The organism is Planosporangium spinosum (assembly GCF_049999945.1).
In the GTDB taxonomy this organism is placed as follows: domain Bacteria; phylum Actinomycetota; class Actinomycetes; order Mycobacteriales; family Micromonosporaceae; genus Planosporangium; species Planosporangium spinosum.
Genome location: NZ_JBLYUB010000004.1, coordinates 324865 through 340036 on the forward strand (window position 1 = coordinate 324865; position 15172 = coordinate 340036).

10 protein-coding genes are annotated in these 15172 nt (G+C 72.4%); 7 read left to right on the plus strand and 3 right to left on the minus strand.

What is annotated here, in order from left to right; all coding sequences use genetic code 11:
- Positions 1-86: 86 nt before the first annotated feature.
- The 5 genes from dxs (at position 87) to ACNTMW_RS08270 (ending at position 7069) form a co-directional block, all read left to right on the plus strand.
- Positions 87-2030 (plus strand): 1-deoxy-D-xylulose-5-phosphate synthase, encoded by a 1944-nt coding sequence (gene dxs, locus ACNTMW_RS08250; RefSeq protein WP_426632814.1) that lies wholly within the window; start codon positions 87-89, stop codon positions 2028-2030.
- Between the two features lie 134 nt (positions 2031-2164).
- Positions 2165-3646, plus strand: a complete 1482-nt coding sequence (locus tag ACNTMW_RS08255; RefSeq protein ID WP_426632815.1) for an outer membrane protein assembly factor BamB family protein — start codon at positions 2165-2167, stop codon at positions 3644-3646.
- A 23-nt stretch (positions 3647-3669) separates the two neighbouring features.
- The gene (locus ACNTMW_RS08260; RefSeq protein ID WP_426632816.1) at positions 3670-5097 is read left to right on the plus strand and encodes a hypothetical protein; all 1428 of its coding nucleotides are present in this window, start codon (positions 3670-3672) and stop codon (positions 5095-5097) included.
- Between the two features lie 86 nt (positions 5098-5183).
- Positions 5184-5861 (plus strand): response regulator transcription factor, encoded by a 678-nt coding sequence (locus ACNTMW_RS08265; protein WP_426632817.1) that lies wholly within the window; start codon positions 5184-5186, stop codon positions 5859-5861.
- Positions 5858-7069 carry a sensor histidine kinase gene (locus ACNTMW_RS08270; RefSeq protein ID WP_426632818.1) on the plus strand — a complete coding sequence of 404 codons (1212 nt, stop codon included), beginning with the start codon at positions 5858-5860 and terminating at the stop codon, positions 7067-7069. Before ACNTMW_RS08265 ends, ACNTMW_RS08270 begins: the two co-directional genes overlap by 4 nt.
- A gap of 65 nt (positions 7070-7134) precedes the next feature.
- Here ACNTMW_RS08270 and ACNTMW_RS08275 read toward each other — a convergent pair whose 3' ends face one another.
- From ACNTMW_RS08275 to ACNTMW_RS08285, 3 genes are all read right to left on the minus strand, one after another.
- Positions 7135-8067 (minus strand): DUF2637 domain-containing protein, encoded by a 933-nt coding sequence (locus tag ACNTMW_RS08275; protein ID WP_426632819.1) that lies wholly within the window; start codon positions 8065-8067, stop codon positions 7135-7137.
- Between the two features lie 214 nt (positions 8068-8281).
- Positions 8282-10354 (minus strand): 3-hydroxyacyl-CoA dehydrogenase NAD-binding domain-containing protein, encoded by a 2073-nt coding sequence (locus ACNTMW_RS08280; protein ID WP_426632820.1) that lies wholly within the window; start codon positions 10352-10354, stop codon positions 8282-8284.
- The gene (locus tag ACNTMW_RS08285) at positions 10351-11544 is read right to left on the minus strand and encodes a thiolase family protein (RefSeq protein ID WP_426632821.1); all 1194 of its coding nucleotides are present in this window, start codon (positions 11542-11544) and stop codon (positions 10351-10353) included. Before ACNTMW_RS08285 ends, ACNTMW_RS08280 begins: the two co-directional genes overlap by 4 nt.
- A gap of 469 nt (positions 11545-12013) precedes the next feature.
- Between ACNTMW_RS08285 and ACNTMW_RS08290 the strand changes: the two genes are divergently transcribed.
- Positions 12014-13093, plus strand: a complete 1080-nt coding sequence (locus ACNTMW_RS08290; protein WP_426632822.1) for a hypothetical protein — start codon at positions 12014-12016, stop codon at positions 13091-13093.
- A gap of 127 nt (positions 13094-13220) precedes the next feature.
- Positions 13221-15041 (plus strand): hypothetical protein, encoded by a 1821-nt coding sequence (locus ACNTMW_RS08295; RefSeq protein ID WP_426632823.1) that lies wholly within the window; start codon positions 13221-13223, stop codon positions 15039-15041.
- Positions 15042-15172 lie beyond the last annotated feature (131 nt).

The following is a 15172-nucleotide window of genomic DNA, read 5'->3' on the forward strand; positions in this document are numbered from 1 at the left end:
CCGATCCACCCGGTGGCTGTGAGGGAACTGTGTAGGAATGATCGGCCCCGGTGACGTCGGGCGGGGCACCGCTAGACTGGCCCGTCATGAACGCTTCCTCTGGGGATCCCGCGAGGCTTGTCGGCACCATCCGTGACCCGCGGGATCTGCGGGGACTGACCGAGGAGCAACTGGCCGTCCTCGCCGCCGAGATCCGCGACTTCCTCGTCGACAAGGTCTCGCGCACGGGTGGGCACCTCGGCCCGAACCTCGGCGTCGTCGAGCTCACCCTCGCGCTGCACCGCGTGTTCGACTCGCCCAAGGACCGGATCCTGTTCGACACCGGACACCAGGCGTACGTGCACAAGATCCTCACCGGCCGCCAGGACGGGTTCGACCTGCTCCGCCAGCGCGGCGGCCTGTCGGGCTACCCGAGCCGGGCCGAGAGCGAGCACGACCTGATCGAGAACTCGCACGCCTCCACCGCGCTGTCCTACGCCGACGGTCTGGCCAAGGCGTACGCGCTGCGCGGCGAGAACCGCCACGTCGTGGCGGTGGTCGGGGACGGCGCGCTGACCGGGGGCATGTGCTGGGAGGCGCTCAACAACATTGCCGCGGCGAAGAACCCACTGGTCATCGTCGTCAACGACAACGGCCGGTCGTACGCGCCGACGATCGGCGGCCTTGCCGACCACCTCGCGACGCTGCGGCTCAACCCCGGCTACGAGAAGATCCTCGACCTGGTCAAGGAGACGCTCGGGAACACCCCCGTGGTCGGGGGACCGCTCTACGAGCTGCTGCACGGCCTGAAGAAGGGCATGAAGGACGCCATCGCCCCGCAGGCGATGTTCGAGGACCTCGGCATCAAGTACGTCGGCCCGGTCGACGGGCACGACCTGGGTGCCGTGGAGTCGGCGCTGCGCCGGGCCAAGGCGTTCGGCGAGCCGGTGATCGTGCACGCGGTGACCCGGAAGGGGTACGGCTACCTGCCGGCCGAGAACGACGAGGCCGACTGCCTGCACGGGCCGGGGGCCTTCGACCCGGAGACCGGCAAGCTGCTCGCGCCCGCCTCGGTCAAGTGGACCGGCGTCTTCGCCGAGGAGCTGGTCGCGATCGCCGACGAGCGGGCCGACGTGGTCGGCGTCACCGCCGCCATGGCCGAGCCGACCGGCATCGCCAAGCTCATGCGCAAGTACCCGGAGCGGGCCTACGACGTGGGCATCGCCGAACAGCACGCCATCACGTCGGCCGCCGGCCTGGCCATCGGCGGCCTGCACCCGGTCGTCGCGGTGTACGCGACGTTCCTCAACCGGGCCTTCGACCAGGTCCTGCTCGACGTGGCCATGCACAAGCTGCCGGTCACCATCGTGCTCGACCGGGCCGGCATCACCGGCCCCGACGGGCCCAGCCACTACGGCATGTGGGACATGTCGGTCTTCGGGGTGGTCCCGGGCCTGCGCATCGCCGCGCCACGGGACGCCGCGACCCTGCGCGAGGAGCTGCGCGAGGCGGTCGCGATCGAGGACGGGCCGACGATCGTGCGGTTCCCCACCGGCAGCGTCGCCCCCGACCTGCCCGCCATCGACCGTATCGGCGGCGTGGACGTCCTGGCCCGCGCCGAGCGCCGGGACGTCCTGCTGGTCGCGGTCGGCTCGTTCGCCCACCTCGGTGTCGAGGTCGCCGCGCGGCTGACCGAGCAGGGGTACGGGGTGACCGTCGTCGACCCGCGCTGGGTCCGCCCGGTACCGGTCGAACTGGTCGGCCTGGCCCGCGAGCACCGGCTCGTCGTGACGCTGGAGGACGGTGTGCGCACCGGCGGCGTGGGCGACGCGGTCGCCAAGGCGCTGCGCGACGCCGACGTGTGGGTACCGCTGCGTGACCTCGGCGTGCCGCAGGACTGGCACCCGCACGGCACCCGCGCGCAGATCCTCGCGGCGCTGGGGCTGACCGCCCAGGACATCTCCCGCCAGGTGACCGAGTGGGTCAGCCGGTTGGAGGGCCCGGTGGCGTCCCGTCCCCGCGCGGTCTCCAACGGCCGCGTCGGCCGCTGACGCCGGCGCTCCGTCGGCCCCTGACGCCCGACCGGCGGCCCGGCCCCTGACGCCCGACCGGACCCGGCCCCTGACGCCGGGCCGGTCGCGTCGTGTCCCCTGCCGGCGCGCCGGCCGTCACGCACAATGGCGGCATGGGACAGCCCGCCGGTTCACCGACCGCCGAGCCGGTCATCGACCTGGGGGAGCTGACCGGCGAGGGCGCGCCGGAGGCGGCCGACGGGCCGGTCCGGCCACCGCGCCGGCTGGCGTTGGCGCTCGTGGCGGTTCTCGTCGTCGCCGGGCTGTTCGGCGACGACGCCCGGCTGCCGCTGCGCCCCGTGCTGACCACGCCGTTCACCCCGACGGACTTCGACCTCAGGGGCGATGTGCTGTACGTCTTCGACGGCTCGTACGCGCCCAACGAGGTCTCCGCGTACCGGCTGTGGGACGGGCGCCGGCTGTGGCGGGCACGGTCGCCGAAGACCACCACCTACACGACGGTACGGCAGGTCGGGGCGCGGACCCTGCTCATACCCGAATCCGGCTCGTGCGGAGCGGACGATCCGGTGTCGACCGTCGCGGTCGACACCGGATCCGGCCGGGAGGTGTGGCGCCACCCCGGCACCCCGCAGCCACCGGTCAGCGGTGGCGGGGTGGTCCTGATGAGCCGGCCGGCGGCGTCGGGCTGTGGCGCCGGCTCCAGGCCCGGCCGCGGGTACTGGGAGGCCGTCGACGCCGCCACCGGAGCGGTGATGTGGTCGACCGAGCTGGCGGCCGACGTCCGGGCACTCTTCGAGACCGGGGAGGACCGCGGTACCCGATGGGCCGCGCTCGTCGCGAACGACGGTACGGTCACCACCCGCGACCTGTTCACCGGTGCGGTCACCGGTCAGACCGTCCTGCCCGACCTGACCCTGCCGAACCCCCGCCCGACCCTGCCGGACCCGCCGACGGAGCCGGGGCCGTCGGGTGTGTCGGACGAGCCCGGTCCGGGCGTGCCGCCCGACGTCACGATCGCCGGCGACCATCTCCTCGTCGTCCGCCACCGACCGGTACGCACCGGCCGCGACGTCAACCCCACGGTGCTGGACATCTCCGCCTACGATCTCGTCACGCTCGCGCCCAGCTGGAGCGTCCGGGTCGACCTCGGGCTGTCGGGCCGGTCCGGCGGCTCCGGGTACCACGACCTGTCCGCCTGCGGACCGATGCTGTGCCTGCGCGGCCGGCAGTGGACGGTCTACCTCGACCCGGCCGACGGCGCCGAACGCTGGCGCAGCTCCCTGTCCCTGCTCACCACGGCCGGCGGGTGGGCGCTGCTGGCCGACCCGAGGGTGGGCACCGAGCAGAGCCCACCCGGTGCGCTGGCGGTACGGGACGTCCGTACCGGCCGGCTGCACGGCACGGTCCCCGGCTGGCGGGTCGTCACCATGGACGTCCGGCGCGGAGTGTCCCCGGCGCTCGGTGTCACCGCCGGCGACCGTACCTGGTTCGCCCGGCTCGACGTGCCCCGCCTGCGGGTCGTCACGGTCGGCGCGGTACCGGGCCGGTACGGCTCCTGCGTCGCCGAACCCCGGTACCTCGCCTGCCGCGGTACCGGCGGGTCGGTACTGGTCTGGCAGGTACCCGGGGGATAGACCGCTTCCTCTACGGTGGTCGCGTGCACGTCTCGGGTGAGTACGAACGGGTGTCGATCGATCTCGACCTCGTGGCGGAGTCCCCGCCGCCGGACGATGCGCCGCGGCCGCTGTGGACCCCGGCCCGCCGGCGGATGGCCGTCGCGGCCGCCGTCGTGGTGGCCGCCTGTGTCACCGCCGCCGACACCCCGTCCCGGTCCGCCGGCCTCGACCAGTCGGTGACGCTGTCGGTCGCCGGCACCCCGGTCGGCATCGCCGACGGCACCCTCTACGCCATGGATGGCGGCGGTGTCCTCTACACCATGACGGCGCCTGAAAACCGGCTCGACGCGTACTCCCTGCGGACCGGGCGGCGGTCGTGGAGCGTCACCGTCCCGGCCATCGGCAACCCGGCGCTGCGCACGGCCGGCCGGTACCTGCTGTTCACCGGGGACAGGCAGATGGGGTCCGTGGGCAGCGTCGGCTTCATCGGGTCGTGGACCGTCGCGGTCGACTCCCGTACCGGCGCCGTCGCCTGGCAGCGGGCCGGCGCGCCGTCCTGGGTGGCACCGGCCGGGGACCGGGTGGCGCTCTCGTCCTGGGTGCTGGTCGACGAGCAGGGCGAGGGCCGGCTCAGCGTGGCCGTCGTCGGCGTCGCGGACGGCGTACCGTCCGTGACGATCGCGGAGTCCGGCGACCACGACATGCTGGCGTGGTCGGGGTCGGCGCAGCGCGGGGCCGATCTGGCGACGGGCGTGTTCCGGCGTACCGGGCCGGACGGCGGGCAGCTCTTCGACTTCGCCAGCGGCCGCACCAGCCACCTCGACCTGCCGCTGCCGTCGACCCCGCCTCCGCCGCCGGAGCAGCGGGACGGGCCGGGACCGTACGGGGTATTCGAATCCCTGGTGTTCGACGGCGACCGGGTGGTCCAGACCGTCCAGTCGAGCGGGTACACCGTGCTGACCGGGTACGCCGGCAGCCCACCACGGCAGCGCTGGTCCGTGCCGGATCTGGGGTTCGCCGCGGGATGGCGGTGCGGTTCGCTGCTGTGCGGCAGTGGGCTCGACGACACCGCCGTCGCGCTCGACCCGGCCACCGGGGAGATCCGCTGGCGTACCACCGGCTACCTGCTGTGGCCGGCCGGCGGCCGCGTCATCTCGTCGCGGATCAGCACCGGTCCCGGCCGTACCATGGGCGTGACGGTGCTGGACCAGGCCAGCGGCCGGGAGCTGCTGGGGCAGGACGCGTGGCGCCCGGTCGCCTGGACTCCGGACGCACCACGGGTACCGGTCATCGCGTACAACGCCCGGGGAGTGTTCCTCGCCGTACTGGACGTCCCGCGGTTGATCACCTACCGCGTCGCCCGGCTGCCCGCCGCCGACAGCCTCGTCGCCGACTGTTGGGCCGGCACCACCCACGTCGCCTGCAGTATCAAAGCGGGCACTTTCCGTGTCTGGCGGTACTCCTCCTGACACCGGCGGAACGGCGGCACTAGCGTGGCTCACGCGAACTTCACGCCCGGCGCGCTGTGCTGGGCCGCGTGGGAGGAGACGGACCGGTGCGGGTACTCGTGGTCGAGGACGAGCGGAACCTCGCCGATGCGATCGCGCGTGGACTGCGCCGCGAGGGGATGGCGGTGGACGTCGCCTACGACGGGTCGGACGGGCACGAGATGGCGTTCGTCACCCGGTACGACGTCGTCGTGCTGGACCGGGACCTGCCCGGCATGCACGGCGACGAGATCTGCGCCGCGCTGGTCTCGGCGGGTGCTCTGACCCGGGTACTGATGCTGACGGCCAGCGGCAGCGTCGCCGACCGGGTCGAGGGCCTGCAACTGGGCGCCGACGACTACCTGCCCAAGCCGTTCGACTTCACCGAACTGGTGGCCCGGGTACGGGCGCTGGGGCGGCGGGCCACCCCGGCCACCCCGCCCGTCCTCTCCGTGGCCGACCTGATGCTCGACCAGGCCAGGCACGTGGTGACCCGCGGCGGCCGGACGCTCGACCTGACCCGCAAGGAGTTCGGCCTGCTCGAAGAGCTGCTCAAGGCCGACGGCGGGGTGGTGTCCAGCGAGGAGCTGCTGGAACGGGTCTGGGACGCCAACGCCGACCCGTTCACGACGACGGTACGGGTCACCATGCTGACCCTGCGCAAGAAGCTGGGGGAGCCGGCACTGATCGAGACCGTCGTCGGCGCCGGATACCGGATCCGGATCGACGAGGAGACCGGGTCATGACGGTGTACGACGCCAGGAATCCGCGCCGTCCGCGTCCGACGCTGCGGCTACGGCTGACCCTGCTGAACGGGATCCTGCTCATCGGCGCGGGGGCCGTGCTGGTCCTGCTGTCGTGGACCGTCGTCAGCTCCGCGCTGCACCCGTCCGACCAGCTCCGCGCCGGTACCCAGGTGCAGCTCGCCGACGGGCGTACCGTCGACGCCCGGGTCTGGCAGAACGAGCTGATGCACACGGCGGAGAAGGAACTGCTGCTCAAGGGCCTCGGCGCGTTGGTGGCCATCGGCAGCGCCGGGGTCATCGGGGCGTACCTGGTGGCGGGCCGGGCGCTGCGGCCGCTGCACGGGGTGACCGCCGCCGCGCGCCGGCTGTCCGGGGAGACGCTCGACCAGCGGATCTCCTACGACGGAGCCGACGACGAGGTGGCCGAACTGGCGGCCACGTTCGACGCCATGCTGGACCGGATCGGCACCGCGTTCGAGAGCCAGAAGCGCTTCGTCGCCAACGCGTCGCACGAGCTGCGTACCCCGCTGGCCGTCATGCGTACCGAGATCGACGTGACCCTCGCCGACCCCGACGCCGGGGTCGCCGACCTGCGCCGGATGGGTACGGTCGTCCGTGACGCCTCCATCCGGGCCAACGCGCTGGTGGAGTCGCTGCTGCTGCTGGCCCGTACCGAGGCGCAGGCCGGGCGCCGGCTGGCCCGCAAGGTACCCGCGGACCTGTCGGCCGGCGTGGCCGCGGCGCTGGCCTCGATGCGCCAGGAGGTGTCCCGGCTCAGCCTCGACGTGACGACCGACCTCGCCCCGGCGCCGGTGGTGGGCGATCCGGGGCTGCTCGAGCGGCTCGCCGGCAACCTCATCGAGAACGCGGTGCGCTACAACCACCTGGGCGGCCGGATCTGGGCGCGTACCTGGGCCGACTCCGCCCAGGCGTGGCTGGTCGTCGGCAACACCGGCTTCGAGGTGGAGCCCGCGGACGTACCGGGGCTGTTCGAACCGTTCCGGCGCGGTGGCCGGGAGCGTACCGGGGCCCGGGGGTCGGGGCTGGGGCTGTCCATCGTGCGGGCGGTGTGCGACGCGCACGGCGGTACGGTCTCCGCGGTCGCCCTCGACGGTGGGGGACTGGAGGTGACGGTACGCCTGCCGGCCGCCGCCACCACGCCGCTGCTGACCGGGACGGCGACCGTACCGTCGGCACCCGCGCCGTGATTTTTGTGGTGCTCCGGCCCCGCAGAGTCGCCACGATCACGGAAGGACGGGGCGGTGCGGCGGGGTCAGGCGGCCACGGCCTGGCGCTTGGCCTGTTGTAGCCGTTGGGTGGTGATGCCCAGCTCGGCGGCGATGGCCGCCTGGGTCAGCCGCGGCCGGTCGGCCTTCATCTGCTCGACCAGCTTGACCAGCTCAGCCGGTGACAGGTCGCGGCCGATGACGTCCGGTCCGTCAGCCTCGCCCGTGTCAGCGGAGGTGGTCCCCGCCGGGACGGCTTTCGTCGAGGCCCGCTTGCGTGGTACGGCCTTGGTCGGGGTGACCTTGGCCGGGGCGGCCTTCGCGGCGGCGGGGGCTGCTTTCGCGGCGCGCGACTGGCCGGCCCGGCGTGCTGCCGGTCGTTCGGTTCGGGCGCCGTCCGGAATGACGGTGGCGCCGCCCGGAATGACGGTGGCGCCGTCCGGAATGACGGTGGCGCCGTCCGGAATGACGGTGGCGCCGTCTGGAATGACGGTGGCGCCTTGGACTGCGGCGCCCTCGGCCATTGTTGACTCCTCGGCCACCGTCGACTCCTCGGCCACTGTCGACTCCTCGGCCCGGATCCGGCCGGCCAGCTCGACCAGGCTGACGCTCGCGACGATGACGAGTCCGTCCACCGACAGCGGGAGCAGGTACGGCGACGGGCCGGTCTCGCCGTAGCGTGCCGCGACGCCGACCATGTGCCAGTACGACACCCAGGCGGCGATCCCGGCGATCGTGGCGGTCGCCGCCAGGCGTACCGCGGCAAGGGAGCGCCGGTGCACCGGTACCCGCGAGATCAGCTCGACCGTGAGCAGCAGGGCCAGCGGTGGCCAGGCCGCGATGACCTGGCTGACCGGGTTGGACCGGGCGTGCAGGATGTTCGCCGCGACCGAGGCGGCCACGCCCAGCGTGAGCGTGGCGCGGACGGCCCAGCGGACGCGACGCAGCTGTGGCAGGGGCATCCGTCGTGGCAGGGGCATCCGTCCATCTTGGTGAACGGCCGCCGATTCGCCAGCCCTTCCCGGCGTGTCGAGGTGTGACATGGCCCAGATGTAGAAGAAGGGGCGCTCGTCTACACAAGATCGTGTAGACGAGCGCCCCTCTCGCCGTGATCAGCGACCCTCTCGCCGTGATCGTGGAGGATTTTCCGTGTAGGAGCACGGAAAATCCTCCGTGATCATGAAAGTGGCGCCGTCAGGCGGGCAGGCTCGCCACGCCCTTCGGCAGGAACCGCTTGCCGGTGACCCGCTCGGCGGTGCCGGTCCGGTCCAGGTACGGCGTGACGCCGCCCAGGTGGAACGGCCAGCCCGCGCCGAGGATCATGCACAGGTCGATGTCCTGCGGCTCCGCCACGACGCCCTCGTCGAGCATGAGGCGGATCTCCTGGGCGAGCGCCTCCAGGGCGCGGGTGCGGACCTCCTCGGCGGTCAGCGGGGAGTCGCCGACCTGGAGCAGCGCGGCGACCTCGGGGTCGATCTCGCCGTCCTTCGTGAGGAAGCCCGGCTTGCCGGCCTCGACGATGCGGGCCAGGTTGGCGCTGACGCCGTACCGGTCGGGGAACGCGGCGTGCATCGTCTCGGCCACGTGGTGCGCCACGGCCGGCCCGACGAGCTGCAGCAGCGCCAGCGGCCGCATCGGCAGGCCGAGCGGGTCGATCGCGGCGTTGGCGACCTCCAGCGGGGTACCGGCGTCGACCGCGGCGAAGATCTCACCCAGGAACCGGGTGAGCAGCCGGTTGACCACGAACGCCGGGGCGTCCTTCACCAGTACGCAGGACTTCTTCAGCTTCTTGCCCACCGCGAACGCGGTGGCCAGGGTCGCGTCGTCGGTCTTCTCCGCCTTGATGATCTCCAGCAGCGGCATCATCGCGACCGGGTTGAAGAAGTGGAAGCCGACGACCCGCTCGGGGTGCTCCAGGTCGGCCGCCATCTCGGTCACCGACAGCGACGAGGTGTTGGTCGCCAGCACCGCCTCGGGCTTGACGATCTTCTCGAGTTCCGCCCAGACCTGCTTCTTGACGCCCAGGTCCTCGAAGACGGCCTCGATGACGAAGTCGGCGTCGGCGAACGCGCCCTTGTCGACCGAGCCGCTGACCAGCCCCTTGATCTTGGCGGCCTTGCCGGCGTCCATGCGACCCTTCGACACCTGCTTGTCGACCTCGGCGTGGACGTACCCGACGCCCTTGTCGACCCGGGCCTGGTCGAGGTCGGTCAGCACGACCGGCACCTCCAGGCGGCGGGCGAACAGCAGCGCGAGCTGGCTGGCCATCAGTCCGGCGCCGACGATACCCACCTTGGTGACGTCGCGGGCCAGGCTCTTGTCCGGCGCGCCGGCCGGCCGCTTGGCCCGCCGCTGCACCAGATCGAACGAGTACAGGCCGCTGCGCAGCTCCTCGCTGAACACCAGGTCGGCCAGGGCCTCGTCCTCGGCGGCGATGCCGGTGGAGAACGGGGCGTCCTTGGCCAGGCCCAGCAGCTCCAGGGCCTTGTACGCGGCGCGGTGCGCGCCGTGCAGCCGCTCGTCGAGCTGCTGCTTGGCGAAGAACAGCACGCCGTCCCACATGTCCCGGTCGACCTCGGGGCGCTGCACGGTGATGTCACCGCGAACGACGCCGGCCGCCCACTCCAGGGACCGCTCCAGGAAGTCGGCCGCCTCGAACAGCTCGTCGGCGATGCCCATCTCGCGCGCCTGCTTGGGCTTGAGCATCTTGTTCATCATCAGCGGGTTGGAGATGATCACCGTTGCCGCGTTGACGATGCCGATGAGGTTGGGCAGCAGCTGCGTGCCGCCCCACCCGGGTACCAGGCCGAGCGAGACCTCGGGCAGGGCGAGGGCTGCCGCGCCCGTCGACAGGGTCCGGTAGTGGCAGTGCAGGGCCAGCTCCAGGCCACCACCCATGGCCGCGCCGTTGACGAACGCGAACGTCGGGATCTGGGAGTCCTTGAGCCGCTTGAACACCCGGTGGCCGAGCCGGCCGGTCTCCAGGGCGTCGGAGCGCGAGCGGGCCTGCGGGATGACGGTGATGTCGGCGCCGACGCAGAAGATGTACGGCTTGCCGGTGACGGCGATGAAGCGCGGGTTGCGCTCCAGCGCGGTGTCGATCGCGGCGTCGAGGCTGGCCAGGCCGCCCGGGCCGAACGTGTTGGGCTTGGTGTGGTCGTGACCGTTGTCGAGCGTGATGAGCGCGGCCTCACCGTCCAGCCCGGGGACGGAGATGAAGCGTACGAACGCCTTGGTGACGACCTCGTTGATGACTGGCTGCGTCACTTGTTTCCCTCCCAGGCGGGGTTCTCCCAGATCACGGTGCCGCCCATGCCGATGCCGATACACATGGCGGTCAGGCCGTACCGCACGTCGGGGCGCTCGGCGAACTGCCGCGACAACTGCGTCATGAGCCGGATGCCGGAGGACGCGAGCGGGTGGCCGATGGCGATCGCGCCGCCCCAGGGGTTGACCCGCGGGTCGTCGTCGGCGATGCCGAAGTGGTCCAGGAACGCGAGCACCTGGACGGCGAACGCCTCGTTCAGCTCGAACAGGCCGATGTCGTCGATGGTGAGTCCGGCGATCTTCAGGGCCTTCTCGGTCGACGGGACCGGGCCGTACCCCATGATCTCCGGCTCGACGCCGACGAAGCCGTAGCTGACCAGTCGCATGCCGACCGGCAGACCCAACTCGCGGGCCACGTCCTCGGCCGCGATGATCGCGGCGGTGGCGCCGTCGTTGAGGCCGGCGGCGTTACCGGCGGTGACCCGGCCGTGCGGGCGGAACGGCGTCTTCAGCGTGGCGAGCTTCTCCATGCTGGTCTCGCGCGGCGCCTCGTCGATGGTGGCCAGTCCCCAGCCGGCCTCCGGGTCGCGGACGGCGACCGGGACCAGGTCGGGCTGGAGCTTGCCGTTGGCGTACGCCTTGGCGGTCTTCTGCTGCGACGCCAGCGCGAACGCGTCCACGCGCTGTTTGGTGATCTCTGGCAGGCGGTCGTGCAGGTTCTCCGCGGTGGAGCCCATGACGAGCGCGGACGGGTCGACCAGCTTCTCGGCGATGATGCGCGGGTTGGGGTCGACGCCCTCGCCCATCGGGTGGCGGCCCATGTGCTCGACGCCGCCGGCGATGGCGATGTCCAGCGCGCCCATGGCGATGCTCGACGAGACCGTGGTCACCGCGGTCATCGCGCCGGCGCACATGCGGTCGATGGAGTAGCCGGGAGTGGTCTTGGGCAGACCGGCCAGCAGGGCGGCGACGCGGCCGAGGGTCAGGCCCTGGTCACCGATCTGGGTGGTCGCGGCGATCGCGACCTCCTCGACGCGCTCGGGCGGCAACTGCGGGTTGCGCCGCAGCAGCTCACGAATGCAGCGGATGACGAGGTCATCGGCGCGGGTGTTCGCGTACATCCCTCCGGCCTTGCCGAAAGGGGTGCGCACACCGTCGACGAAGACGACGTCGCGGACGGTACGGGGCACGGAGAGCCTCCTTGCGGGCGGTCTTTTCCGCGTATGTTACTCGTCAGTAGCTCATCGGTAGAGCCCGGCCCTTGTGGCCCGACCCACACCCTCAATTTTCCGTCACATCGGCCCCGCGTCGAATTTCCGTCACTCCGGTCTTCGTGTCGTACCGCGGCATGGCCTACAGATCTGGACGATCACCCGCGAAAGTGACGCGGCCTCCCGCCGGTTCACCTCCAGGTCACGCGCCGTTCTGGCGGTCCCCGCACTCCGGCCGGCGCCGGGCGCCGGCCGCGTGTTTACACGACAGTGGCTGGAGTGCGGCGTCGATACGATTACCGCCGCCAATATCTGGTGCGGTCGCGGACGGGATCTCCGTGGCCGGTACGCGCGTCCGGGCTACCGGCGCCGAGCGGGGAGGAATCACATGTCGGTTGAGGCCAGTACGGGGCCACGCGGCAGAGCGTGGTGGTCGAGACGAACCTGGGTGGTCGCCGCCGTGGCCGTCGGCATCGGGGCGATGCCGTTGGCCAAGAAGGCCATGGCCAATGACGTGCCACAGCTCGTCAAGGCGACGTCGCCCATCACCTTCGACGTCGAGAAGACAGTCGAGATCAGTTGTCCGCGGGGGACCACCGCGGTGGGCGTGTCGGCGACCGTGCGCGGCCTCGACGGTGTGACCATCACGCGGATGTGGCCGGAGGGGCAGCACGCATACGCCCGGGCGTCAGCCACGCGTGCTGTGACCGCCAAGTGGTCCCTGGACGCCCAGGCGATCTGTGTGCACAAGACGTCTGACATCGAGTACGTCTCCGCGTCGCGCGGTGCGCCGGCGGTGACCGTGCCGACGGCGACCTGGTGCAGCGGTGGCAAGGAGCTCATCGGCCTGGGCTGGGCCGCTGACCGCGGTCTTCGTGTCTGGGAAGCGCGCCCGATCGGCTCCGGCGGCGGTTGGGGTTATCCGGGTACGGGTGGCTATCCGGGTACGGGTGGCTATCCGGGTACGGGTGGCTATCCGGGTACGGGTGGCTATCCGGGTACGGGTGGCTATCCGGGTACGGGTGGCTATCCGGGTACGGGTGGCTACCCGGGTACGGGTGGCTACCCGGGTACGGGTGGTTACCCGGGTACGGGTGGTTACCCGGGTACGGGTGGTTACCCGGGTACGGGCGGCTATCCGGGTACGGGTGGTTACCCGACCGGCACCGGAGGCAACGTGCTCACGCCGTATGTCGTCGGCGTCGAGACCGCCGCGGCGGCCGAGCCGAACGCCCCGGCGGGGGCACGCCTCGCCACGATGGCGGTGTGCGCCACGCCGGGTCACTTCGCCCGGACCGAGTACGCGGGCCTAGGCGCTTCGCCGGGCTCCACGACGGTGACCACCAAGTGTTACTCGCCGTACCAGCATGTCACCGCGGTGGGCTTCGCCGTCCATGACGCCGCGGGATTCCCTGGTGAACTGCGCAGCCTGAAGGTGGATGACGACCTCACGACGGGTCGTTCGGTCATCACGATGGCCCAGCCCGACGCGACGTTGAGTGAGCTGTTCCTGCTGTGCACGTACTGATCCGCGGTACCGGCCCGGTCGCCTGACGACAGGCTCGGTCGACTGACAACCGGCCGGATCGGGTACCGTCGCCCGCTCGGGCGCCACGGGATCCGATCCGGCCGTGTCGCATATGGGGGAAACGAGCATGGAACCGCCGCAGCCGGTAGCCGCCAGGGACCTGTCACCGGCCGGAGCCGATGGGCCGGGCCACAGCCGTACGGCCGTCGCCCGGCCGGAGCACCGGCGCTGGCTGGTCGCGACGGTCGTCGTCGGGTACCTGTTGCACCTGGGGTGGCGACTGTGGCTCGCGCGCGCCGTCGTCGCTCCCGTCGGACACCCCGACGAGGACGGCTACCTGCTCGCGGCCCGCGCGCTGGCCGGTGGGCCGGGTGGGTACTCCACCGAGAACGGCCCGTTCCGGCGGGTCGGCTATCCCCTTCTGCTGTCGCCCGTCTACTGGTGGGGCGACGACGCCTTCGCGGTCTTCCATCGCGCTCAGGTGGTGGGTGCGGTGGCCGGCGCACTGGTGTTCCCCCTGTCCGCGATGTTCGCCCGGCGCGTGCTGGGCCTGTCGGCGTGGTGGGCGGTCGGTGCGGCGTTCGCCGCTACCGCCCTGCCGGCGGCGGCCTACTACTCCTCGATGGCGATGACCGACGCCGTGCTGCCGGCGGGGTGTCTGCTGTGGCTGCTCCTCACGCACGGCTGGATGGCCGCCACCTCCGACCGGTACCGGCGGGCGTGCGCGGTGGGCGGGGGCGCGGCCGCCGGCTTCGCGTACACCCTCCACGTCCGCGGCATGATGATCGTCGCGGTGCACCTCGTCCTCGTCGTGACGCTGCTGGTCACCCGCCGCGCCCGGCTCACCGCGGCGGTCGGCTCCATCGCGGCGGCGACAGCCGTCGGCGCTCTCGACCCGCTGCTCAAACTCGTGCTCGGCGACGCGGTCGAGCTCATCGGCGCCAACCCGGGCGGGCAGCTGCCCACCGCGGTCAGCGTCGGCTGGGGGATCGCCCTCGTCCTGCTGCGCGCGGTCGGGCAGTTGTGGTACCTGGGCGTGGCCACGCTCGGGCTGGGTGCGCTGGGCATCGTCGCCACCATCGGGCGGTTCCGACACCGGCCGGCGGACCGGGCGGAGCGCGCCGGCATGCTCGTCACCGCGGCGGTGCTCGCGGTTACCGTACTGGTCGCGCTGGGCAGTGCGGCGTCCCTGCCGTTCGGGGAGCGCCGCGTCACCTACTTCGCCTACCCGCGGTACCTCCACTTCCTGTTCCCCGTCTGGTTCCTGATCGGCTTCGCGGCGATGCGCGCCAGTGGTCTGCGGCGGCGACTGACGCTCGCGGGTACGGCTGCGGGTGCGTTGGCGGCGACCGCCGCCGTGGTGGGTTGGCGGACCGCCCAGGCGGCCGGCTATGCGTTCGCCCCTTTCGACGCGCCCGAGACGACGCTGCTGTCCTGGCAGTGGGTGCGGTTCCCGGTGCTCGTACCGACGGCGGTCGCGCTGGGACTGTTCGGCCTGGCCGTGCTGGCGCAGGTCCGGCCGGCGGCCGCCGCGGCGGTGCTGGTCGCCGTGACGGTCCTGGGCGGGGCCGGGATGGAGGTGATCCAGCGGCGGGTCGTCACGCCGATGGTCGCTCCGCAGTACGCGCCCGGCACGCCACGGCTGGTCCGCGACGTGCGTCTCGGGCCGGGGGACACCGTGGCGGAGGCGTGGCAGGTCCCGTTCCCGTACCTGTTCAACCACATGCGCGAGGTGTCCTGGCAGCGGCTGACGTTCTTCGACGCCGGAGCGGCGCCACCACCGCCGGAGGCGAACGTGGTCATCGCACCCTGGGCGCCCGAAGGGCGGGGACCGTCCTGGGACGGTTCGTCACTGGGCATGCGGCTCGTCGCCGTCGCACCGTGGCAGGGCTGGGCAGTCTGGCGGCGGGAAGCCGTCGGGTCACCGCCGCCCGCGGCACCACGGTAGGCCGGGCCGCATCGGCCCCGGCGGGCGCGCCAGCGGCCGCACCCGACGCGGCCGCACCCGGCGATGCGGCCTTGCCTGGCGTTGCGGCCTCACCCGATGGTCCGGCCGCACCCGGCGCTGGCGCCGGCCGG

Bases quoted from the DNA above. Each gene is read 5' to 3' on its own strand.
- dxs (WP_426632814.1), top strand. From the start codon at position 87: ATGAACGCTTCCTCTGGGGATCCCGCGAGGCTTGTCGGCACCATCCGT.
- ACNTMW_RS08255 (WP_426632815.1), top strand. From the start codon at position 2,165: ATGGGACAGCCCGCCGGTTCACCGACCGCCGAGCCGGTCATCGACCTG.
- ACNTMW_RS08270 (WP_426632818.1), top strand. From the start codon at position 5,858: ATGACGGTGTACGACGCCAGGAATCCGCGCCGTCCGCGTCCGACGCTG.
- ACNTMW_RS08275 (WP_426632819.1), bottom strand. From the start codon at position 8,067: ATGCCCCTGCCACGACGGATGCCCCTGCCACAGCTGCGTCGCGTCCGC.
- ACNTMW_RS08295 (WP_426632823.1), top strand. From the start codon at position 13,221: ATGGAACCGCCGCAGCCGGTAGCCGCCAGGGACCTGTCACCGGCCGGA.